Annotated in this window: 17 protein-coding genes; 4 read left to right on the top strand and 13 right to left on the bottom strand. The window is 62.5% G+C overall.

All coding sequences use genetic code 11. The features are described 5' to 3' along the window. Positions 1-28: 28 nt before the first annotated feature. The 7 genes from HJC00_RS22190 to HJC00_RS22220 form a co-directional block, all read right to left on the bottom strand. Positions 29-481 carry a DUF983 domain-containing protein gene (locus HJC00_RS22190; RefSeq protein WP_210628268.1) on the bottom strand — a complete coding sequence of 151 codons (453 nt, stop codon included), beginning with the start codon at positions 479-481 and terminating at the stop codon, positions 29-31. A 71-nt stretch (positions 482-552) separates the two neighbouring features. Then, complete coding sequence (gene rnr / locus HJC00_RS22195) at positions 553-2,925, bottom strand: ribonuclease R (protein WP_221155978.1); 2,373 nt, start codon at positions 2,923-2,925, stop codon at positions 553-555. A 1-nt stretch (position 2,926) separates the two neighbouring features. Next, a complete protein-coding gene (gene topA, locus HJC00_RS22200; RefSeq protein ID WP_221147465.1) occupies positions 2,927-5,581 on the bottom strand; it encodes a type I DNA topoisomerase in 2,655 nt (884 codons plus the stop codon). Positions 5,582-5,809: 228 nt separating this feature from the next. Beyond that, positions 5,810-6,952, bottom strand: a complete 1,143-nt coding sequence (dprA, locus tag HJC00_RS22205) for a DNA-processing protein DprA (RefSeq protein WP_210628265.1) — start codon at positions 6,950-6,952, stop codon at positions 5,810-5,812. Then, entirely contained in the window at positions 6,952-7,572 is a 621-nt protein-coding gene (plsY, locus tag HJC00_RS22210; RefSeq protein WP_221147463.1) for a glycerol-3-phosphate 1-O-acyltransferase PlsY, read from the bottom strand. Before plsY ends, dprA begins: the two co-directional genes overlap by 1 nt. Before the next feature lie 42 nt (positions 7,573-7,614). Next, complete coding sequence (locus HJC00_RS22215) at positions 7,615-8,904, bottom strand: dihydroorotase (protein WP_210628263.1); 1,290 nt, start codon at positions 8,902-8,904, stop codon at positions 7,615-7,617. Beyond that, positions 8,901-9,857: an aspartate carbamoyltransferase catalytic subunit gene (locus HJC00_RS22220; RefSeq protein ID WP_064801874.1), complete on the bottom strand. Its 957-nt coding sequence runs from the start codon at positions 9,855-9,857 to the stop codon at positions 8,901-8,903. Before HJC00_RS22220 ends, HJC00_RS22215 begins: the two co-directional genes overlap by 4 nt. 178 nt (positions 9,858-10,035) lie before the next feature. Here HJC00_RS22220 and HJC00_RS22225 point away from each other — a divergent pair, with 178 nt between their 5' ends. Beyond that, positions 10,036-11,694: an acyl-CoA dehydrogenase family protein gene (locus HJC00_RS22225; RefSeq protein WP_210628262.1), complete on the top strand. Its 1,659-nt coding sequence runs from the start codon at positions 10,036-10,038 to the stop codon at positions 11,692-11,694. 12 nt (positions 11,695-11,706) lie between these two features. Here HJC00_RS22225 and HJC00_RS22230 read toward each other — a convergent pair whose 3' ends face one another. The 3 genes from HJC00_RS22230 to HJC00_RS22240 form a co-directional block, all read right to left on the bottom strand. Then, positions 11,707-12,093 (bottom strand): PIN domain nuclease, encoded by a 387-nt coding sequence (locus HJC00_RS22230; RefSeq protein WP_221164621.1) that lies wholly within the window; start codon positions 12,091-12,093, stop codon positions 11,707-11,709. Further along, entirely contained in the window at positions 12,077-12,298 is a 222-nt protein-coding gene (locus tag HJC00_RS22235; RefSeq protein WP_221147458.1) for a type II toxin-antitoxin system VapB family antitoxin, read from the bottom strand. Before HJC00_RS22235 ends, HJC00_RS22230 begins: the two co-directional genes overlap by 17 nt. A gap of 143 nt (positions 12,299-12,441) precedes the next feature. Then, entirely contained in the window at positions 12,442-15,309 is a 2,868-nt protein-coding gene (locus HJC00_RS22240) for a ribonuclease E/G (RefSeq protein WP_221164622.1), read from the bottom strand. A gap of 622 nt (positions 15,310-15,931) precedes the next feature. On the opposite strand from HJC00_RS22240, the gene HJC00_RS22245 reads away from it, so the two are divergent. From HJC00_RS22245 to prfB, 3 genes are all read left to right on the top strand, one after another. Next, positions 15,932-17,191, top strand: a complete 1,260-nt coding sequence (locus HJC00_RS22245; RefSeq protein WP_221155981.1) for an N-acetylmuramoyl-L-alanine amidase — start codon at positions 15,932-15,934, stop codon at positions 17,189-17,191. 361 nt (positions 17,192-17,552) lie between these two features. After that, positions 17,553-20,012 carry a penicillin-binding protein 1A gene (locus HJC00_RS22250; protein ID WP_210628258.1) on the top strand — a complete coding sequence of 820 codons (2,460 nt, stop codon included), beginning with the start codon at positions 17,553-17,555 and terminating at the stop codon, positions 20,010-20,012. A 102-nt stretch (positions 20,013-20,114) separates the two neighbouring features. Then, a protein-coding gene (gene prfB / locus HJC00_RS22255) for a peptide chain release factor 2 (RefSeq protein WP_210628257.1) occupies positions 20,115-21,246 on the top strand; the annotation gives its coding sequence in 2 pieces (ribosomal slippage) (positions 20,115-20,183 and positions 20,185-21,246; 1,131 coding nt in all). A 50-nt stretch (positions 21,247-21,296) separates the two neighbouring features. Here prfB and HJC00_RS22260 read toward each other — a convergent pair. Genes HJC00_RS22260 through HJC00_RS22270 form a run of 3 tightly spaced genes read right to left on the bottom strand, consistent with a single transcriptional unit; the run spans position 21,297 to position 23,629 of the window. After that, positions 21,297-22,316: a dienelactone hydrolase gene (locus tag HJC00_RS22260; protein WP_221147455.1), complete on the bottom strand. Its 1,020-nt coding sequence runs from the start codon at positions 22,314-22,316 to the stop codon at positions 21,297-21,299. 31 nt (positions 22,317-22,347) lie between these two features. Then, entirely contained in the window at positions 22,348-22,851 is a 504-nt protein-coding gene (locus HJC00_RS22265) for a hypothetical protein (RefSeq protein WP_221147454.1), read from the bottom strand. A gap of 4 nt (positions 22,852-22,855) precedes the next feature. Then, positions 22,856-23,629 (bottom strand): NAD kinase, encoded by a 774-nt coding sequence (locus HJC00_RS22270; protein ID WP_221147453.1) that lies wholly within the window; start codon positions 23,627-23,629, stop codon positions 22,856-22,858. Between the last annotated feature and the right edge of the window lie 93 nt (positions 23,630-23,722).

Below are 23,722 nucleotides of genomic sequence, written 5' to 3' on the forward strand. Positions count from 1 at the left end.
GCTAAATATGTCTGGAAGGTGAAGGCGCTCAATCCGGCCGGCGGGGAAGCTCGTAATCATCGGGACTGTCGCTCTCGCCGCCGAAACCATGCATGCGCAACGCCCATTGCAGGCCGATGACGCCGCCCTTGATCGGTTGGATCGAGGCGAGCGCGGCGATGACCGTGATCGGCGCCCATATGGCAAGATGGACCCATACCGGCAATACCAAGGTCAGATCGGTCAGCATGTAGCCGCCGACGAGGACGTGGCCGAGGACCAGGATGACGATATAGGGCGGCAGATCGTCGGAGCGATGGTGATGCATCGCCTCGCCGCAGGCGGCGCAATGATCGACCGGTTTCAGGAACGCGCGGAAGAGCTTGCCGTCGCCGCAGGCCGGGCAGCGGTTCAACAGCCCGCGCATGATGGAACGTCCGAGCGGACGCTCGGCTTCGGGTCCATCCCCGTAGCGGACGACCGGATCGGTCGGTGTGTTCATTGCATCTTCCTCGTTCAGGCAAAAAGCATGAAGCGCCGCAATAGGACCATTGCTGCTTTCGGCACCGTGGCTTAGCGGCGTCCGCGCGGGGGACGCGTTCCCGGTTTCTTGCGGACCTGGCCCCTGTCGCGGCGGCCGGCCTTATGGAAGGAACGCGCCGCCGTCGGCATCTCGCGTCCTTCGCTCAGCATCTCGAACCGCAGCGCGCCGGCCAGCGGGATTGCTTCCGCAAGCTTCACGGTGACGCTGTCGCCAAGACGATAGCCGAGGCCCGTCTTTTCCCCCGACAGTGCCTGATGCGCCTCGTCATAGATGAAATAATCGGTGCCCAGCGTAGATATAGGGACGAAACCATCGGCGCCATAGTCCGGCAAGGTGATAAAGAGCCCGGATTTCGTAACTCCGGAGACGCGGCCGGCAAACTCCTCGCCGACGCGGGTGCTCAAATGATGGGCGATCAGCCGGTCGATAGTCTCGCGCTCGGCTGCCATCGCCCGGCGCTCGAAGGTCGAGATTTCGGCGGCGATATCGTCGAGCGAGGCTTCTTCGTCGGGGGTGATGCCGCCTTCGCCGAAGCCGAGCGAACCGACCAGCGCCCGATGCACGATGAGATCGGCGTAGCGGCGGATCGGCGAGGTGAAGTGGGCGTACTTCATCAGGTTGAGACCGAAATGGCCGATATTCTCGGGGCTGTAGATCGCCTGACTCTGCGAGCGCAATACCATCTCATTGACCATGGTCTGGTGTGCCGTGCCGTCCGCCTTGGCCAGGATGCCGTTGAAGCTGTTGGCCCGCATATTGCCGCCCTTGGCGAGCGAGATGCCGAGTGTCGCCAGGAACTCGCGCAAAACTTCCTGCTTGGCAAGCGTCGGGCCGTCATGAATGCGGTAGACCAGCGGCTGACGCTTCTTCTCGAGCGTCTCGGCGGCGCAGACGTTCGCCTGGATCATCATCTCTTCGATCAGCTTGTGCGCATCGAGCCGCGGCGGCACGAAGACCCGGTCGACCGTGCCGTCCGGTTTCAGCAGGATCTTGCGCTCCGGCATGTCGAGTTCCAGCGGCTGGCGCCGGTCGCGTCCGCGCTTCATTACTCCATAAGCGTGCCAGAGCGGTTTCAGGATCGGCTCGAGCATCGGTCCGGTCTGATCATCCGGTCTTCCGTCGATCGCCGCCTGCGCCTGCTGATAGGAGAGCTTGGCGGCACTCTTCATCATGATGCGATGAAAGGTATGGCCGATCTTGCGGCCTTCGCCCGAGAAGCTCATGCGCACGGCGAGCGCCGGGCGGTCGACGCCTTCCTTCAGCGAGCAGAGATCATTGGAGATGCGCTCCGGCAGCATCGGCACGACGCGATCGGGGAAATAAACGGAGTTGCCGCGCTTCAGCGCTTCGCGGTCGAGCGGCGAATTAGGGCGGACATACCAGGAGACATCGGCGATCGCGACGGTGACGATGACGCCGCCGGGATTGTCGGGGGAGGGGTCGATCTCGGCGTAAACAGCGTCGTCATGGTCCTTGGCGTCTGCCGGATCGATGGTGATCAGCGGCACGTCGCGCCAGTCCTCCCGATGCGACATGGTCACCGGCTTGGCGGCTTCGGCCTCGGCGATCACGGCCGGCGGAAAGACGTGCGGGATGCCGTGCGCATGGATCGCGATCATCGAGATCGCCTTTTCCGAGCCGACCGAGCCGACGACGGAAAGGACCTTGGCGCGCGGCAGGCCGAAGCGTCCGAGGCGCGCGACTTCGATCTCGACCAGGTCGCCATCCTTGGCGCCGCCGGTATAGTCGGGGTCGATCACCATCTCTTCGCCGCGCCGTTCGATTGGCAACAGGCGGCCGCCGCCGCCCGGCGCGCTGCGGAAAACGCCCATCGCCGCACCGCGGCGCCTGTCGATCACCTTGATGATACGCGCTGTATAAGCCGGCCCGCCGCGATCGACGGCCGGGAAGATCTTCGCCAGGATTCGGTCGCCGAGCCCGGCGACGGGCGCCTTGCCCTTACCCTGGCGGCCTGCCGGCGACTGCTGACGGATGGCGACGGCAGGCGCCACACCCTGCTCCTCCGGCCATTCCGCCGGCCGGCCGATCAGGTCGCCGTCCTTATCGCGCGTCGTGATATCGAGAACGGTGACGGGCGGAAGAGCGCCGGGACGAATGAGCGACTTGCGGCTCTTTTGCAGCATGCCTTCCTGCTCGAGCTCCTGCAGCATGTGCTTGAGCTCGACGCGGCTGTCACCTTTCAGCCCGAACGCCTTGGCAAGTTCACGCTTGGAAGCCTTCTGCGGATGATCGGCGATGAAACGCAGGATCACTTCCCGCGAGGGCAGCGTGCCGTGGACGATGTTCAGCGGTTCGACGGCGGAAGTATCCCTGCCGGCGCGGCCGATCTTGCCCGGGCGCTTGCCCGCGGGGTTCGTTCTGTCGCGCGGTGTCTTGCTCACGTCAGCTCTTTTTCGATTTCGCGGGCGCCTTCGCCTTCGTTGCCTTCGGCTTGGCGGCCGTCTTGGTTGCCTTGGCTTCGGCGGCGGCCGCCTTCGGCTTGGCTTTCGCCCTGGCCGTCTTGCCGGCCGGGGCCTTGCCGGCCTTTTCGGTGATCAGCGCAAGCGCCTCCTCGATGGTAATCGCCTGCGGATCCTTGCCCTTCGGCAGGGTGGCGTTTACCTTGCCCCAGTTGACATAGGGGCCGTATTTGCCGTCGCGAACGGTGATGGCGCCGCCATCGGGATGATCGCCGAGGGTCTTCAGTGCCGCCGGCGTACCGCGCGCACCCCGGCCCGGCGCCTTGTTGGCTTTTTCGGCAATCAGCGTCACGGCGCGATTGAGGCCGACGGAGAAGACGTCCTCGACGGTTTCCAGATTGGCATAGGAACCGTCATGCAGGAGAAACGGCCCGTAGCGGCCAATGCCCGACGAGATCATCTTGCCCGTTTCAGGATGTTTGCCGATATCGCGCGGCAGCGAGATCAGCGCCATCGCCTTTTCATAGTCGATATCCTCAGGCTTCCATCCTTTCGGCAGCGAAGCGCGTTTGGCCTCCTTGCCGTCGCCGCGCTGGATGTAAGGGCCGAAGCGGCCGGAACGCAGCGTCAGTTCCTCGCCGGTGGTCGGATCGGTGCCGAGATTCTTCGGTTCGTTGAGCGCGACCCCTTCCGCTTCTCCACCGTTTTCGGAGGAAAGCTGGCGGGTGTAGTTGCATTCCGGATAGTTCGAGCAGCCGACGAAGGCACCATATCTGCCGAGCTTGAGCGACAGGTTGCCGGTGCCGCAGACCTGGCAAATCCTGGGGTCGCCGCCATCCTCGCGTTTCGGAAAGACGAGCGGCGCCAGCGCCTCGTTCAGCGAATCAAGCACGTTGGTGACGCGCAATTCCTTCGTGTCTTCGATCTGCGCGAAGAAATCCTTCCAGAAATCGCGCAGCACCTGCTTCCAGTTCAATTCGCCGGCGGAAATCCGGTCGAGCTTTTCCTCGAGGTCGGCGGTGAAATCATATTCCACATATTTGGTGAAGAAGCTTTCGAGGAAAGCCGTCACCAGCCGGCCCTTGGCCTGCGGGATCAGTTTACGCTTGTCGATCGTCACATAGTCGCGGTCGCGCAGGGTCGCCAGCGTGGCGGCATAGGTCGAGGGACGGCCGATGCCGAGCTCTTCCATCTTCTTGATTAGCGATGCTTCCGAATAGCGCGGCGGCGGCTCGGTGAAATGCTGGGTCGAATTGATCTTCTGCTTGGCCAGCGCCTCGCGTGCATTGATCTCCGGCAGGCGACCATCCTCGTCGCCGTCATCGCTCTGCTCGCCGTCCTCCTTCTGGTCGGTATAGGCGGCGATGAAGCCGTCGAAGCGGATGACCGAACCGACGGCGCGCAGGCCGGCCTTCTCGCCCTTGTTCTCGGCGGTGATTTCGGCCGTCGTGCGCTCGATCTCGGCCGACGCCATCTGGCTGGCGATGCCACGCTTCCAGATCAGCTCGTAGAGCCGGATCTGATCGGCGTCGAGGAATTTGCGCACGCGGTCGGGCGAGCGGTAGAAATCGGTCGGGCGGATCGCCTCGTGCGCCTCCTGGGCGTTCTTCGCCTTGGTCGAGTAGAAGCGCGCCTTCTCAGGCAGGTAGCGTTCACCGAACTGGTCGAGGATGGCACGTCGCGCTGCGTCGATCGCTTCGGGCGCCATCTGCACGCCGTCGGTTCGCATATAGGTGATAAGACCGACTGTCTCGCCGCCGATATCGACGCCCTCATAGAGCTTCTGGGCGATCTGCATCGTGCGCGAGGCGGAGAAGCCGAGATTGGAGGAGGCGGCCTGCTGCAGCGTCGAGGTGGTGAACGGCGGTCCCGGGTTGCGCCTGACCGGTTTTGCCTCGACCGTGTCGACGATATAGCTGGCGCCTTCGAGCAATGCTTTCAGGCGGCCCGCATCCTCGCCGTTGCCGATCGCCCGCGGCTGCAGCCGCTTGCCGTGCGCCGAAACCAGTCTTGCCTCGAACTCGTCGCCGCGCGGCGTCTTCAGCAGCGCCGAGATGTTCCAGTATTCTTCCGAAATGAAGCGCTCGATCTCGGACTCGCGGTCGCAGACCAGACGAAGCGCGACCGATTGGACCCGGCCGGCCGAACGCGCGCCGGGCAACTTGCGCCACAGCACCGGCGAAAGATTGAAACCGACGAGATAGTCGAGCGCGCGGCGCGCGAGATAGGCGTCGACCAGCGGCACGTCGATATCGCGCGGATCGGCCATCGCATCGAGGACGGCCTTCTTGGTGATCGCGTTGAAGACGACGCGCTTGACGGACTTGCCGTTCAGCACCCGCTTCTTGTTCAGCATGTCGAGGACGTGCCAGGAAATCGCTTCGCCTTCGCGATCAGGGTCGGTCGCGAGAAACAGCCCATCGGAGGATTTCACCGCGTCGGCGATGTCCTTCATCCGCTTGGCCGAAGCGCCGTCGACCTCCCAGAGCATTTCGAAATCCTGATCGGGAAGAACGGAGCCATCCTTGGCAGGCAGATCGCGCACATGGCCGAAGGAGGCGAGCACTTTGTATCCCGAACCCAGATACTTATTGATCGTCTTGGCCTTGGCAGGCGATTCCACCACTACAACATTCATGATGATTCTCTAAAAAAGAAACCACGCCAGCTTGTGGGCCAGCGCAACACGCACCGTAACTTGGATACCGGCCCTCCGACATGGACAGGGAAATCGCTGCGGTCAAGGGGTTTGCTACAATTTTACTTCTTGCGTACGGTGCAAGCGAAACAAGATTTGCAGCAGAAAACAATTTTAAATTGCGTCAGTGCGGTTTTCAACACGCAGTTTCCCTGTTCCCCGCAAGCATCAATCGGAAAGCGAGACGAGACCGCCCTGATGCCGATGCAGCCTGCCTGATATATCGAGTTCCAGAAGGATGAGATAGACCGCGGATGCCGGAAGGCCGGTGTGGCGGATGACGTCGTCGATCTCGACCGGCGTCGGCCCGAGCGCGCCGATGATGCGCATCCGGTCCGAATCGCCGGGTGGCATCGTCATTGCCCGGCTCTCGCGTGCCGGCTCTTCCGCCATCGACAAAGGGAAGAGGTCAAGTTGCGCAAGCGGCGCCAGGGCTTCGATGATATCGGCAGGTTCGGTAACGATCGAAGCGCCGTCCTTGAGCAGGCCGTTGGTGCCGTGACAGCGCGGATCGAGCGGCGAGCCGGGCACGGCAAACACCAGGCGGCCGAACTCGCCGGCGAGGCGCGCCGTGATCAGCGAGCCCGAGCGCATCGCCGCCTCGATGATCACCACGCCAAGTGCGATGCCGGCAATCAGCCGGTTCCGGCGCGGGAAATCGCGGGCGCGCGGCTCCCAGCCGAAGGGCATCTCGCTCACCGCCAGGCCGTTGCCGCCGGTTATCTCTTCGATGAGGCCGAGATTCTCCGGCGGGTAGGGCTTGTCGAGACCGCCGGCAAGGGCGGCGATCGTGCCCGTGCCGAGGCTTGCCCGATGCGCTGCCGTGTCGATGCCGCGCGCCAGGCCGGAGATCACCGTATAACCCGCCCGACCGCAGTCGCGCGCCACCATCGCCGCGAATTTGGTGCCTGCGGCCGACGCGTTACGGGAGCCGACGATGCCGACGGCCGGTCGTTTGGCGGCAGCGAGTGCGCCCTTGACCGCAAGAAGCGGCGGCGCGCCGTCGATCTGTTTCAGCGCCTGCGGATAGTCCGGCTCGCCAATGCCGATAAAGCGGGCGCCGAAACGATGCGCCGCCTCCAGTTCCCGGTGCGCCTCGGCTTCGCTGGCAATGCGGATGGCCCGTGTCGCGCCGCCGCGCGCTGAAAGCTCCGGCAGCGCCGCGAGTGCGGCCTCAGCCGATCCGAAATGATCGATAAGATCGCGGAAGGTTGCAGGGCCGACATTGTCGGAACGGATCAGGCGCAGCCAGGCAATCCTCTGCCTTTCGCTTAGCACCGTACCTGTTGATTCCGCGCTCGGCGCGTCCATTATCCTTTCGCCCCGATCTTGCTTTCCGTTCCGCCCATCAGGCGTGAAATATTTGCCTTGTGCTTCCAGTAGGAGATGAGCGTCATGATCGCCATGACGGCCGCGACCTTTTCATTGCCGAGGATCCACAGTGCGATTGGGATGACGAGCATGGCGACGAGGGCCGACAGCGAGGAATAGCGGGTGGTGACGGCGACCGCGAGCCAGACGGCGGCGAAGAGCACCACCATGATCGGCGCGACGCCGAGAAGCGTGCCGATATAGGTGGCGACACCCTTGCCGCCCTTGAAGCCGATCCAGACGGGGAAGAGATGGCCGATGAAGGCGAAGAAGCCGGCGATGATCGCGGCCTCCTCACCGAGGAAATATCCGACAACCCAGGCTGCCGTCGACGCCTTCAGTGCATCGAGCAGCAGCGTCGCGGCGGCGAGCTTGCGGTTTCCGGTTCTCAGCACATTGGTCGCGCCGATATTGCCGGAGCCGATGCTGCGCACATCGCCCAGGCCGGCGGCCCGGGTGAGGATCAGGCCGAAAGGGATTGAGCCGAAGAGATAGCCGATAACGGCCGCCGCAAGTGCGATCGGCAGCGTGATCTGCCATGACATGAGATTGGATAACATGTGCCCCCTCAGCCCTCCGTAGCTTACCGTTCCAGCCGTCTCTCAAAGTGCGTGAACAGGCTTTCCCGAGACGTATGTCGCGACTGCCCGCCCGCTGAAGCGCGCGTCCTCGAACGGTGTATTCTTCGAGCGGGAGAGAAGCATGTCTTTGGTGACAAGCCAAGGCTCATCGAGATCGATGAGCGTGATATCGGCTGGCGCACCCGGCTTCAGCGTGCCGGCATTGAGACCGAAAATCTGAGCTGGGCGGGTGGACATGGCGTCGATCAGCCGCATCAGGCTGACCTGGCCGCCATGATGAAGCCTGAGAGCCGCCGCCAGCATCGTTTCCAGTCCGACCGCGCCATCGGCTGCCTCTGCGAACGGCAGGCGCTTCGTGTCGACGTCCTGCGGGTCGTGCGAGGAGACGATGATGTCGATCGCACCGTTGGCAAGCGCCTCGGCCATGGCGACTCGGTCGTCCTCCGGGCGCAGTGGCGGATAGAGCTTGAAGAAGGTGCGGTATTCGCCGATGTCGTTCTCGTTGAGCGCCAGATTGTTGATCGAGATGCCCGAGGTCACCTTGGCGCCACGGCTGCGGGCGCGTTCGATGGCCTCGACCGATTCGGGGACGGAGATCATCGCAGCGTGATAACGGCCGCGCGTCAGCTCTGCCACCCTGAGATCGCGTTCGAGGGGGATCAGCTCGGCTTCCTTCGGAATGCCGGAGAGCCCCAGCCAGCTGGCGAAAAGTCCCTCGTGCATGACGCCATTGGCGCCGAGATATTTGTCGCGGGTCTCGCAGGAGATGACGGCGCCGAATTCGCGAGCATAGGTCATGATCCGGCGCAGCACCTGTGTGTTATGGACGCTGGAATGGGCATCGGTGAAGGCGACCGCGCCCGCCTGCATCAACAGGCCGATTTCCGTCATCTCCTCGCCGGCAAGACCCTTGGTGAGGGCGGCTGCCGGATAGACGTTGACGGCCGCCGTGTCCCGCGCCGTCTTCTTGACGAATTCGACGAGTGCGATGTCGTCGATGACGGGATCGGTGTCCGGCATCATGATGATCGAGGTGATGCCGCCGGCTGCCGCCGCCCGGCTCGCCGAGGCGATCGTCTCGCGGTGCTCGCCGCCGGGCTCGCCGATATGGACGCGCGCATCGACGAGGCCTGGCGTTGCCACGAGGCCGGTGCAGTCGCGCACGGCGGCGCCTTCCGGCGCACCCTGGTTCTGCGCCTCGCTGCCGGCGGCAATAATCACGCCGTTTTTAGCGATGATCGTTCCGATCTCGTCGAGACTGCGCGAGGGATCGACGATGCGGACATTCTTGAGGACGATCGAGCTGCTCATGCCATCATTCCGTCGGTTCGGGGACCTTGGTTCTGCGAGACGAGCAGCGTCTCCATGACGGCCATGCGCACGGCGACCCCCATTTCCACTTGTTCGGCGATCACGCTCTGCGGACCATCGGCCACCTCGGAGGCGATCTCGACGCCGCGGTTCATCGGCCCGGGGTGCATGACCAGCGCATCATCCTTCGCTGCTTTCAGCGTTTCGGCGTCGAGTCCGTAGAAGTGATAATACTCGCGCACCGACGGCACAAAGGCGCCGGACATGCGTTCGCGCTGCAGCCGCAGCATCATCACGACGTCGGCGTCCTTCAATCCTTCCTTCATCGAGTGGAACACCTCGACGCCCATCTCGGCGATGCCGGCGGGCAGGAGGGTGGCGGGCGCGACGACGCGCACGCGTGCGCCCATCGCGTTAAGCAGCAGGATATTGGAGCGCGCCACGCGCGAGTGCAGCACGTCGCCGCAGATCGCCACGATGATGCGCGAAAGCTTGCCTTTGGCGCGGCGGATCGTCAGCGCGTCGAGCAGCGCCTGGGTCGGGTGTTCGTGCTGCCCGTCGCCGGCATTGACGACCGAGCAGGAGACTTTCTGGGCAAGAAGTGCAGCCGCCCCGGCGCTTGAATGGCGGATCACCAGCACGTCGGGGCGCATCGCATTCAGCGTCATCGCCGTATCGATCAGCGTCTCGCCTTTCTTCACCGAGGAATTACCGACCGACATGTTCATCACGTCGGCGCCGAGCCGCTTGCCGGCAAGCTCGAAGGAGGCCTGTGTGCGGGTCGATGCCTCGAAGAAGAGGTTGATCTGCGTCAGTCCGCGCAGCGTCGACGTCTTCTTTTCTCTCTGGCGGCTGATCTTGACGGCTTCGTCGGCCTTGTCGAGAAGATAGGTGATATCCTGCTCGGTGAGGCCCTTGATGCCGATGAGGTGGCGGTGGGGGAAAAAGACCATGACCCTGCCTCTTGCTGTCTCTTGCGGGTCTATAATGAGTGCCGCCCGCTGGGGCAAGCACGCGCTGTGGGCAAAGGCTTATGTCCCCATGCATTTTCGCTTGAATTCCGATAGAGCAGAATAAAGCGAATCATAACTTCCGGTTTTCCTTGCCGGGTTCTTGCACTAGAAGCGAACAATGACCTCCGCAAACCGGACTGACGACAAACTCGCAGAACTCAACCAGCCGAGCCTGTGGTCCGGCATCAATGCCTATCGATCCGATCCGCTGATCGTCGATCTGACGGCGGCCTTGCCGCGCGGCATCCGTGAAGACCTGGAAAATATCGGTCGCTACGTCACCTCGCCGGAGGCGCAGGAGCTCGCGCGCATGGCAAACCAGGGCGCGCCACAGCTGCGCACCCATGGTCCGCGCGGCGAGCGTCTCGACGTCGTCGAGTTTCATCCCGCCTGGCACGCGCTGATGCGCCGCTCCATGTCGGTCGGCCTGCATTCCTCTGTCTGGGATCCGCAGGCCGATATCGAGGCGAAGGACGCGGGCCACAAGGTCCGCGCCGCGCGATTTTACCTGACGGCACAGCTGGAATCCGGCCATCTCTGCCCGCTGACGATGACGAGCGCTTCGGTGGCTGCGCTGTCGGCGTCCCCTGCGGTGCAGAAGGACTGGGCGCCGAAGATCCTGTCGCGCAAATATGATTCGTCCAACCGGCCCGCCATGCAGAAATCCGCGGTGACCATCGGCATGGGCATGACCGAAAAGCAGGGCGGCACCGATGTCAGGGCCAACCGGAGTGCGGCTGAAAAGGTCAGCGAAGGCATCTATCGGCTCTCCGGCCACAAATGGTTCATGTCGGCTCCAATGAGCGATGCCTTCATCATGCTGGCGCAGACGAAGGAGGGCATGGGCTGCTTCCTGGTGCCGCGCCTGCTGGAGGACGGGTCCGCCAACGGACTGCAGTTCCAGCGACTGAAGGACAAGGTCGGCAACCGCTCGAACGCCTCTTCCGAGGTTGAGTTCACCGATACCTTCGGTTTCCTGCTCGGCGGCCCGGATGCCGGCATCCGCACCATCCTCGACATGGTGACGCTGACGCGGCTTGATTGCGCGCTGGCCTCATCAGGCATCATGCGCGCCTCGCTTGCCGAGGCCGTGCATCATACGCGCGGCCGCAGCGTCTTCGGCAGGATGCTCGTCAACCAGCCGATCATGACGCGCGTGCTCGCCGACATGGCGCTCGACGTCGCTGCCGCTACCGCGCTGTCCTTCCGCTTGGCCGATGCTTTCGACAAGGCGCGCGGCAATGCCGAAGAAGCGGCCTATGCCCGCGTCATGACGCCTGTCGCCAAATACTGGTGCTGCAAGATCGCGCCCTCGCTGATCTATGAGGCGATGGAATGCATCGGCGGCAACGGTTACATCGAGGAGCGCCCGATCGCCCGCCATTACCGCGAGGCCCCCGTCAACGCCATCTGGGAAGGCTCCGGCAACGTGATGGCGCTGGATGTGCTGCGCGTGCTCAACCGTGGCAAGGATCTGTTCGAGACAGTTTTTGCGGGACTCGCGCGCGATCTCGGCCCCGCCGGCAAGAAAACGATCGACGTGTTACGCGCCGCAATCGCGCTTTGCGAACAGGACGAGGGCGCGGCGCGCCTGCTCGTCGAGCAGCTGGCACTTGCCGCCGGCGCGGCGGAACTCTATCGGCTTGGAGCAGGGCGCATCGCCGATGCCTTCATCGAGACACGCCTTGCCGGCGGCTGGCGCTCCACTTACGGCATGCTCGATTCCCGTTTCGACGCCAGCTACATCGTCGATCTGCTCTACCCGCCGGCGGCCTGATCGCAAGGGCGATCAGGCGATCCTGAGACCGAGATGCTCGGCCATGGGATCGAAATCCCTATCATCGTGCAAGAGCGAGTGGCCTTCTTGAATGCAGAATGTGCTAATGATTACGTCGATGATCTTGCGCACTGTGATACCGCGTTCCCGCAGCAGGCGATAATTACGGGCTGCCCTGACGGCGAGGCTGTCGTCAAGCATCGGACGGATCGTGAATTGGCGCAAATTCGCGATGGTGGTTGCATGGCGGTCATTGCGCGCGCCTTGGAGGACCTCCATAAGAATAAGATCGCCAACAAGAATCTCCAGCGGATCTTCGATATTCTGCAGACGTCGTCTGGCGGCGTTTTCCATCCCGCGTAGATGCGCAATCCAGACCGAACTATCGACGACGATCACTGGTTTCGTCCGGTCGATCGCGGCGCATCCCTTCCAGATCACCCTCCCAGCCGATTCCCGAGAGATTTGCGATCGCATTTTTTCTGCGGTGCCTGTCGACGAGGCTTCTGAGGGCCTGTTCGATAGTAGCTTTTTTCGTCGCCAACCCCGTGGCGGTCATCGCTGCGTCGAGCAAGGCATCATCGATATCTATATTCGTCCGCATTTTTTCCTCATGTGTATAACTTTGTTAAAAGATACACATCAGCCTCACGGGTTCAAGATCAATGCTGATGCCGCCGCCATAAACAAAAATCCGGCCGCGTCGCCACGGCCGGATTATCGTCATTTACGTCCGAAAATCAGCGTTCAAAAGAAGCCACGGCGTTGCCACCAGCCGGCTTTCTTCGGCTTGCTGTCATCGCTTTCGGTTGTTTCGCTGCGGGTGGATTTCACCGTCGGCTCTGAGGAAGAAATATTGGATTCGCGGTTGGCGCGAACCGGCTTTGCTTCCTCCTGCGCGGGCGTTGCGAGATCGGCCGAGGCTTCGACCACCTCCGGCTCTGCTTCTACGGCTGGTGCCGATTCCGCTACCGGTTCTTCGACCGGCGCTGCGGCGGGCTTCCGGCGGCCGCGGCCACGGGCAGGCTTTACCTCTTCGGCGACGACACCCACGTCCTCGACGGCAGCCGTTACAGCTTGGCTCTCCCTGGCCTGTTCGGCAACCGTCTCGACAATTGCGGCTTCACCGGGAGCGACGTCATCCGAAGTGCCGTCGTCTTCATCCTCGCTGCCACTGTCTTCGCCGGCTTCATTCGCCGTCAGCTCGGACCCGTCCTCCCGGTTGCGGCGACCGCCGCGCTTGCCGCGGCGCCGGCGCTTGCGGCGCTGCGATTCCTCGTTTTCGGCGCGGCTCTCGGGTGCAGCGGTGGCGGTTTCGTCGCCCTCAGCGCCCTCGTCGTCGGCATCTTCCTCTTCGTCGCCGGCTTCGCCTGCAGCGGCTGCCGGCTGCTCGGCATTGCCGTTGCGGCCACGACGGCGGCGGCGACGCTTGCGCTTACGGTTGCCTTCAGCTTCGCCTTCCGAACGCGCCGCAGCGGGACGTTCGGTCGCGGCAGCCTTTTCCTCGAGATCTTCGTCTTCTTCCTCATCAGCCTCGATAACGATGTCGTCGTCCTCATCCTCGGGGATGGCTGCGAAGTTGAAGAGGCTTTCGATCTTGACCGGGTTTTCGACGGGCTCGCCGCGGTCGATCGCAAAGTGCTGCGCGCCGACCGAACCATCGGCATCGATGATGATCGCTACGCCAAAACGCGCTTCGTAATCGACGATCGTCTGGCGCTTGTGGTTGAGCAGGTAGAGCGCGATGTCAGGCGTCGTGCGCACGGTGATGTTGTGCGTCGTGTTCTTGAGCAGATATTCCTCGATGCCACGCAGCACATGCAGGGCGACGGAGGACTGTGAACGGACGTGGCCGGTGCCGCCGCAATGCGAGCAGACCTGGGTCGTCGATTCGAGAACTGAAGCGCGGATGCGCTGGCGCGACATTTCGAGCAGGCCGAAATGCGAGATCCGGCCGACCTGGATGCGGGCGCGGTCATTCTTCAGGCATTCCTTCAGCTTCTTCTCGACGGCGCGGTTGTTGCGCTTTTCTTCCATGTCGATGAAGTCGATGACGATCAGGCCGGCGAGGTCGCGCAGGCGAAGCTGGCGGGCGATTTCTTCCGCGGCTTCGAGGTTCGTCTGCAGCGCAGTGTCCTCGATCGAGTGTTCGCGCGTCGAGCGGCCGGAGTTGACGTCGATCGAAACCAGCGCTTCCGTCTGGTTCATGATCAGGTAGCCGCCGGAACGCAGCGTTACCTGCGGCTGCAGCATGCGGTCGAGCTGGGCCTCGATGCCGGAGCGCGAGAAGATCGGGTGGATGTCGCGGTAGGGCTGAACCACCTTGGCATGGCTCGGCATCAGCATCTTCATGAAGTCTTTCGCTTCACGATAGCCTTCCTCACCGGCAACGATGATCTCGCCGATATCCTTGTTGTAGAGGTCGCGGATCGAGCGCTTGATCAGCGAGCCTTCTTCATAGACGAGGCAGGGAGCGGTCGACGCCAGCGTCAGCGTGCGGACGTTTTCCCACAGGCGCATCAGATATTCGAAATCGCGCTTGACCTCGACCTTGGTGCGGTTGGCGCCGGCGGTGCGCAGGATAACGCCCATGCCTTGCGGCACTTCGAGCATGCGGGCGATTTCCTTCAGGCGCTTGCGGTCCTGCGGATTGGTGATCTTGCGGGAAATGCCGCCGCCGCGCGCCGTGTTCGGCATCAGAACCGAATAGCGGCCTGCAAGCGAGAGATAGGTGGTGAGAGCGGCACCCTTGTTGCCGCGCTCTTCCTTGGCGACCTGAACCAGCAGGATCTGGCGGCGCTTGATGACTTCCTGGATGCGGTACTGCTTGCGCGGCTTGCGCTGCACGCGGTCCGGCACCTCTTCCATTGCGTCTTCGGCGCCAACGGATTCGATGACTTCCTCTTCGCCGTGATCATCGTCGTCGTCGTCGTCATCGTGGCGACGCTTGCTGGTGTCGATGTCCTCGGAAATCGTGTCGGTTTCCACCATCGCGGCCATCGTGCCGCCGGCAGGGGCGTCATCGTCGTTGTCGACACCCGAAGCGCCTTCCGCTTCGACGTCTGTCGGAACGGCGTCTTCCGTCGCCGTCGTTTCGGCAACCTTCTTGCGGCTCCGGCGCGGCCTTGCCTTCTTGGCCGGCGCTTCCTCGGCGGCTTCAGGTGATCCTGCCACCTCTGCCGTTACGGCAATCTCTTCCGCCGCGGCCTCTTCCGTTACGGCAGCCGGTGCCTCTGTCGGCACGATGCCGACATCCGGCTGATCCTGGGTCGAAAGATCGACCATCGGCGCGGTTTCGACGTGCTCGACGTCTTCGTCGCGACGGTGCTCCTCGGCCTCGGCCCGAAGCAGCGCCTGACGGTCGGCGAGGGGGATCTGGTAGTAATCGGGATGGATTTCGGCGAAGGCCAGGAAGCCGTGCCGGTTACCGCCGTAATCGACGAAAGCGGCCTGCAGCGAGGGCTCGACCCTCGTTACCTTTGCAAGATAGATATTGCCGCGGATCTGCTTCTTGTGCTGCGACTCGAAGTCAAATTCTTCTATGCGGTTCCCGCGAACGACAACGACGCGCGTCTCTTCCTCGTGAGACGCATCGATAAGCATTTTGTCTGCCATGTAAGCTGTGCTCCTCGGCGTGGCCGCGAGAGCGCATTCCCGACTGCTGTTGAAACAGAAAGAATGCGGTCCACAGTGGCCGCGCCGGATAATGAAAGTCGCGCTTGACGCGAAGGGGAGAGCAGCAGCCAGACCGCAGCCGGAACCGTTTCGGTCCGGGGCCTGTGCACTTCAGATAAAACCTGCTGCGAAACCATCAACAACCAAGCGTGATCGACAAATACGAAGACCCGGTTCGGGTCCGATGAGGTTGCTCCCTGAGAGCGTGGTGGCTGATCCACCAATGAAGTTCCGACAGATGCCGGAAAATCAGGATCCAGTTCTCGGGTTGAAGCGCATGAGACGGCGGACGATGACCGATGTGGCGCCAGGTCCAGATCTGGCTGGCAGCCCTTGCGGCGACTCTATCCCGTCAACACTTCTACCCTAAAATGCGTTGTATGTTTTCTCTGTCACAATAGCAAGGGAAAAGCCAAATGTGCCATAATATTGATGGATTTCGAATCGCATAGAAACCGGGGGCAGGTGACCGCGATTCGGCAGGCGGCAAGGCGTTTCGCTCTCGGGCGTCCGTTCCGGCCATATCAGGTCCATCGCGGTATAAATAGGGTGTGGCGGTTTATTGTTTAAGAGGGCTCGGATCGTGGCGCAGTTCGCAACGCGGCGATCGACATTGGCTAGGCGGGTTCAGACGGCGGTGCTCATTGCAGGTTGCCTCCTGCCTGGCCTCGCGGGTTCGGCCGAGACGAAGGATCCGCTGCTCGCTTATGGGGCGCGCATCATCGGCGATGATGCCAGGACGCGTATCGTCATCGATTTCGACCGCGAACCGCGTTTCTCCGTCCATTATCTCGCCAATCCGGAGCGGATCGTCGTCGATCTGTCAGCCACCGCCTTTGGATTTCCGGCGAAGGATTTGGCCGCCCGCGGCCTCTTCAAGGATATCCGCTACGGCAAGATGGATGATGAGAGCGCCCGCATCGTGCTGACAACGGCAAGGCCGGTGAAGCTCTCGCTCGCCAAGGTGCAAGCCGACGAGGCGGGCAGGGGCCATCGCCTGGTGCTCGATGCCGAGATGATCGACAAACAGGCCTTTGCCGAATTGGTCAAGACACAATCCTGGGACGATCGGACCGACGCGGCCCAGACGACGAGCGCCATTCCGGCGCCAGAAAAAACCGCCCCCGGCGATTTTGTCATTGCCGTCGACGCCGGCCACGGCGGCATTGATACCGGCGCGATCGGCGTCGACACGAAGACCGAAGAGAAGCAAGTGACGCTTGCCTTCGCCAAGGCCCTGGCCGACCGGCTGAACAAGGAGCCGGGCATCAAGGCGTTCCTGACGCGCAGTGACGACGAGTTCCTGTCGCTTTCCCAGCGCGTGCTGATCGCCCGCCAGAACCATGCCGGCCTGTTCATTTCATTGCATGCCGATACGCTGAAACAGAAGGATATCCGCGGCGCGACGGTCTATACGATCTCGGACAAGGCCTCTGACAAGCTCGCAGCCGACCTTGCCGAGCGCGAAAACCTTTCCGACCAGATCGCCGGCAAGGAGACGGTCGCCGAGCCGCCCGAGGTCGCCGACATCCTGCTCGATCTGACGCGGCGCGAGACGCAGGCCTTCTCGATTTCGCTGGCCGAGAGCGTGCTGAATTCCTTCAAGGACCAGATCGGCACCATCAACAATCCGCATCGCCACGCCGGCTTCCGCGTGCTGCAGGCGCCCGACGTGCCGTCGATCCTGCTCGAGCTCGGGTTCCTGTCGAATGCCGAAGACGAAAAACTGCTGCTCGACGAAACCTGGCGCACCAGGATCGCCGATCTTCTGACCGAGGCGGTGAAGCGATACCGCACCGGCGTCGTGGCGAATGGCGGCTGAAGAACGCCGCCCGGATATTTTAATGGGTTCGCTCAGGCGAGATCCATGAAAACAGTGACTTGGACGCATCCGTTCAATCACGTTCTGAGCGGCGCGGTTCGGTTTGTCGCCCGGGAAGGGCGTTGCTTCGATGTGACAGTCCCGATGAAACGCTGCCGAGGCAGTGATTGCGGCGGGCAGAGCCCTATTTTGCTCACATTCGCGCCGTTACTCCGGCTTATGTTTCCTAGCTTGAGGCGCGGAATCGGCTTGTGGCGGTAGCGCTCATGGAGTAAGCCGCGCGCAACGTGCAAATTGTCTCGATCTGTGCAATCGTTGCGTCCGCGCCGATTGTAGATCGAAGAGACCGGTAGCTGAAAATATGCTTAGACTTCTTGGATATTTCTTCGGAATGGCCTGCGTCCTGTTTCTGGTCGCGGCGGCGGGCATTGCCATCTATCTCGCCAATGTCGCGAGGGATCTTCCGGACTATGCCGTTCTGAACAGTTACGCGCCGCCGGTGACGACCCGCGTCCATGCCGGCAACGGCGCTCTCATGGCCGAATACGCCAAGGAAAAACGTCTCTTCCTGCCGATCCAGGCCATTCCCGACCGCGTCAAGGCCGCTTTCCTGTCGGCCGAGGACAAGAATTTCTACAACCATCCGGGGGTCGACCTCACTGGTCTCGGCCGCGCAATCCTCGTCAACCTGCAGAATTTCGGTTCGGGTCGCCGTCCTGTCGGCGCTTCCACGATCACCCAGCAGGTGGCCAAGAACTTCCTATTGAGCTCGGACCAGACGATCGACCGCAAGATCAAGGAAGCAATCCTCTCCTTCCGTATCGAGCAGGCCTACAGCAAGGACAAGATTCTCGAACTCTACCTGAACGAGATTTTCTTCGGGATGAATTCCTATGGCATCGCCGGCGCGGCGCTGACCTATTTCAACAAGTCGGTTACGGAGCTGACTGTCGCCGAGGCCGCCTATCTGGCATCGCTGCCGAAAGGTCCGGCCAATTATCATCCTTTCCGCCATCCTGAGGCGGCGCTCGAGCGTCGCAACTGGGTTATCGATCGCATGGTCGAGAACGGCTATGTCAGCCAGAGCGACGGCGCGGAAGCCAAGAAGCAGCCGCTCGGCGTCACCGCCCGCAGCAACGGACCATCGCTCTTCGCGTCCGATTACTTCGCCGAGGCCGTGCGCCGCCAGTTGATCGACCAATATGGCGAGAAAGTTCTCTACGAGGGCGGCCTTTCCGTGCGCACATCGCTCGATCCGCAGATGCAGCTCGCCGCGCGCAAGGCGCTGCAGGATGGCCTCGTGACCTATGACGAGCGCCGCGGTTTCCATGGGGCCGTCAAGCAGATCGACGCAAGCGGCGACTGGGGCAAGGCGCTTGCCGATATTCCCGCGCTGTCCGACGTTCCGGAATGGCGCCTGGCCGTCGTGCTCTCCGTCTCCGACGACAACGTCGACATCGGCCTGCAACCGGCCAAGGAGGGGAGCGGCAAGGTTGCGGCGGACCGTCTGCGCGGCACCATCGACGCCAAGAACATGCAATGGGCCTACCGTTCGGCGGATGGCTCCCGCAAGACGGCGAAATCGCCGGCCGGTGTCTTGAGCCCGGGCGATGTCGTTTATGTCGAGAAGCTCGGTGACGACGCGTCGACCTCCTACCGTCTGCGCCAGCCCCCCAAGGTACAGGGCGGCCTTGTCGCCATGGATCCGAAGACCGGCCGCGTGCTCGCCATGGTCGGCGGTTTCTCCTATGCTCAGTCCGAATTCAACCGCGCCACCCAGGCGATGCGCCAGCCGGGCTCCTCCTTCAAGCCCTTCGTCTACGCAGCTGCGATGGACAATGGCTATACCCCGGCCTCCGTCATCATGGACGCGCCGATCGAGATCGTCTCGGGTGGCCAGGTCTGGAAGCCGGAAAACTACGGCGGCGAAGTCGGCGGCCCGTCGACGCTGCGCTCGGGCATCGAGCATTCGCGCAACCTGATGACGGTCCGCCTCGCCAACGATCTCGGCATGAATATCGTTGCCGAATATGCCGAACGCTTCGGTATCTACGATCACATGCTGCCGGTTCTCTCGATGTCGCTCGGCGCCGGCGACACGACAGTGCTGCGCATGGTCTCGGCCTATTCGGTCATTGCCAATGGTGGCAAGCAGATCAAGCCGACGCTGATCGACCGTATCCAGGACCGCTACGGCAAGACGATCTTCAAGCATGAGGAGCGCCTCTGCGAGGGCTGCAATGCCGGCGACTGGCAGAACCAGGAAGAGCCCAACGTCGTCGACAACCGCGAAACCGTTCTCGACCCCATGACCGCCTACCAGATCACCTCGATGATGCAGGGCGTCATCCAGCGCGGCACTGCCGCTGGCAAGATCGATCTCAGCGGTCGCGACGTCGCCGGCAAGACCGGCACCACCAACGACGAGAAGGATGCCTGGTTCGTCGGCTTCACCCCGGATCTGGTCGCCGGCCTCTATATGGGCTTCGATACGCCGGCCCCGCTCGGCCGCGGCGGCACCGGTGGCGGTCTCTCCGCCCCGATTTTCAACGAATTCATGCAGGCCGCCGTCAAGGACATGCCGGAATCGAAGTTCGTCATTCCGCAGGGCATGAACCTGATCCCGATCGACCGCAAGACCGGCATGGCCGCCGCCGACGGCGATCCGAACACGATCGTCGAGGCCTTCAAGCCCGGCACCGGACCTGCCGACAGCTTCTCCGTCATCGGCATGGACAGCACCATGGCGCCGGAGGAGATCCTGAAAACCTCGCCGCAGGCCAACCAGGCCGTTCAGACCGGCACGCCAGGACTCTTCTGAGCCCTCACCCGATTTTAGAAGCCCGCCCCGGCTCTTTACATCCGCGGCGGGCGTCTCTATGTCACCAGCACTTGAAGAAGACCGTTACAGAGAAGCAGGAAAATGCGAGCGGAAATCGAAAACGTGGTCGATGAAACCAAGCAGGCTATCACCCTGCTGAGGAGGCATCTTTGACTGGGACCAGGCGATAAGACGACTGGACTGGTTGAACAACAAGGCAGAGGATCCGAACCTCTGGAACGATGCGCAGGAAGCGCAGAAGCTGATGCGCGAGCGCCAGCAGCTCGATGACGGCGTTAACGGCGTCCGGCAGCTGGAACAGCAGCTGAAAGACAATGTCGAGCTGGTCGAACTGGGCGAGGAAGAAGGCGACGAAGGCGTCGTCAAAGAGGCCGAGGATGCCTTGAAGGCGCTGAAGGCCGAGGCTGCGCGCCGCCAGGTGGAGGCGATGCTGTCCGGCGAGGCCGACAGCAACGACACCTATCTGGAAGTCCATTCCGGCGCCGGCGGCACCGAAAGCCAAGACTGGGCGAACATGCTTTTGCGCATGTACACCCGTTGGGCGGAACGCCAGCGCTTCAAGGTCGAGCTTCTCGAAGTCCATGATGGCGAAGAGGCCGGCATCAAGTCCGCCACCTTGCTCGTCAAGGGCCACAACGCCTATGGCTGGCTGAAAACGGAATCGGGCGTGCATCGTCTGGTGCGCATTTCCCCCTACGACAGCAATGCGCGCCGCCACACGTCCTTCTCGTCGATCTGGGTCTATCCGGTCGTCGACGACTCGATCAACATCGACATCAACGAAAGCGATTGCCGCATCGACACCTATCGTTCGTCGGGCGCCGGCGGCCAGCACGTCAACACGACGGATTCGGCCGTGCGCATCACCCATATCCCGACCGGGATCGTGGTGGCCTGCCAGCAGGAGCGTTCGCAGCACAAGAACCGCGCCAAGGCTTGGGAAATGCTGCGTGCCCGGATGTACGAAGCAGAGTTGAAGAAGCGCGAGGAGGCCGCCAACGCCGAAGCCGCTTCCAAGACGGATATCGGCTGGGGTCACCAGATCCGCTCCTACGTGCTGCAACCCTACCAGTTGGTCAAGGACCTGCGCACCGGCGTCGCCAGCACCGCTCCGGACGACGTGCTCGACGGCGATCTGAACGAATTCATGGAAGCGGCCCTTGCCCATCGCATCAGCGGCGCCGCCGACGCGGTCGTCGAGGATGTCGACTGATAATTCAGCACTATAGAAATCGGAAAGCCCTGGAAACAGGGCTTTTTTGTTCAGCCTATCGCTCCGGTGTCGCCGTCGTGGAACAGCGCTGCCGATAGAGCGGCAATCTCGTCATGAACGGCCCCCCGTTCGATGCCCGGCGGATCGGTGAAGAGCTCGGCGGCAAAGGCAAGGCCGAGCCCGGTGCCCTCCGGCACAAAGACATAATGCCCGAGGCCGCCGCCGAAGATCTTCAGCGCGCTTCCGGTCAGCCGCTCATGCAGCCATGAAGAACATTCCTCGGCCGGTGCCGCCTTGTCGGCATCGCCGACAAGGATAAGAGTAGGCGCCACCACAGTTTTCAGGCTTTCCGCGCCGAAGCTGAGAACGGAGCGACCCGGTGCGCAGAGGACCGCCGCTGCGATCCTGTCGTCGCGATAGGATCGCGACATGCGGGACCATGATTTGCGAAAAACATCGCTGGTGCGGAGCAGTGAGGGGATATGATCGGCGAGGTCGGGATATTCCCTCGGGCCGTGCGGACCACCTGGCTTCAGCCGTGACGGTTCGAACTGCGAGAATTGGGTGACGGCGCCGAGAAGCAGCATGACGCTATAGGCCCCGGCCGAGAATCCGGCCGCGAATACACGGTCCGCATCGATCCGACCGGCAAGATCGCCAAGCCAGTCGCGACAGCGGTCGAGCATCAAGCTCAGATCCGGAGCCCGCTCCCAGAGACAGGCAAACCCTTCCGCGCGATAAGGCTCACTGCCCGTATTGCCGTGATGATCGACGCCGAGCGCTGCAAATCCGCGATCGACCAGGCGTCGCGCCAGCCATTCCAGTCCGGCCGCAGAACCGCCGGTGCCGTGTGACAGCAGGACGAGGGGATAGGGCCGGTCTGAAGGCCGAATTGGTGCGTCGCGAGCGACCGCTGCCTTCCGAAACCAGCTTCTCTCCTGAGTCTCGCATTCCCGCGCGTCATCGGCAGCCGGATACCATAGCGACCAGCGGACGGGCCTTGGGCCGGCTGCGTCCCAGTCCGGTCTCCGGTCGTCGTAGAGGACGCCCTCGCGAAAGCCGAGCTTCATCCTTGTCGCCTGGAAAACAGCGTCTCGCTGCTCAATTGGTTGCTTTCTCGATGGTGATGTCGCCGAGTTCGTCGATCAGCACGGTCCAGCCGTCCGGCTCGGCCGCGGGATCGGTCTTCAGATAGATCGTGGCAAAGAGGCCGGGTTGCTTGATGATGCCGCTCGAGTTTTCGGGGCGGATATCGGTCACGTAAGGCTTCAGGTCGCTGATCTCCTGCAGCTCAATGGTTGAGGCAATCGCAGGACCGGTCTCGGTCTGGGCAATCTGTTGAAGATAGACTTTCGAGGTCCTGTCCGGCTGACGCACGGCAAAGAGCTTATAGTAACCATGGCTCTTTTCCTGGGAGTCGGAAACGCTTTCGGCAGTGGTGGGCGCCCGCTCGACATCAGGCGCGTTGCCGTCGTTCTCCCAGTAGCCGGTGCTGGTCGCGAAAATCACCGAAGCCGGCAGGATGACGTCCTGCGTGGGAGCGGCGATCGCGGCCGAGCATCCGACGAGGAAAATCGTGGTCATCAATGTCAGGCGCATTGCCATCATCTCAATCCTTGAACTGCTCGGCGAGAATGCGGTCGGACCAGGAGCGGTCGGGATCGGAGAGGATACGCGCCGTCATATGCTCCGACTGGGCGATGCGGACATGCAGCACCGATTTGACTTCCGTATTGTCCGCCACCGCATTCACCGGCCGCTTCACCGGCTCGAGCACGTCGATATCGACAGTCACCCTGTTCGGAAGCAGGGCGCCCCTCCAGCGCCGCGGCCTGAAAGCGCTGACCGGCGTCATGGCGAGCAGGGGCGCCTCGAGCGGCAGGATGGGGCCATGGGCGGAAAGATTATAGGCCGTTGATCCGGCTGGGGTGGCCACCATCAGCCCGTCGCAGATCAGCTCCTCCAGACGCACGCGTCCGTCGACCACGACTCTCAGATTGGCTGCCTGATAGGACTGGCGAAAAAGATAGACCTCGTTGATGGCGAGCGCTGTCGAATTGGTACCGTCGGCATTGGCCGTGGTCATCTTCAAGGGGCGGAAAGCGTTTTCGACGGCGACGCAGATACGCTCCTGAAGTCGTTCTGTGCTGTAGTCATTCATCAGAAAGCCGACCGAGCCGCGGTTCATGCCGTAGACCAGCTTGCCCGAGTTCATGGTGCTGTGCAGCGTCTGCAGCATGAAGCCATCGCCACCCAGTGCGACGATGACATCAGCCTTGTCCTGCGGAACGTCGCCATAGATGCGAATCAGCTCTTCGCGCGCTGCGAGCGCCTCCATCGTCGGCGAGGCGATAAAGGAAAGCGTCTGGAATGAACGGCCCATACAATGCCCTTTGTGAAGCTGCTCTAGCTAAAGGATAAATGGCAGTTGCGACAAGGCCGTTTTGCACGACAAGGCGTTTTGGATCCACGCCGA

It is taken from the genome of Rhizobium sp. NLR22b, assembly GCF_019685295.1.
Lineage (GTDB): Bacteria > Pseudomonadota > Alphaproteobacteria > Rhizobiales > Rhizobiaceae > Rhizobium.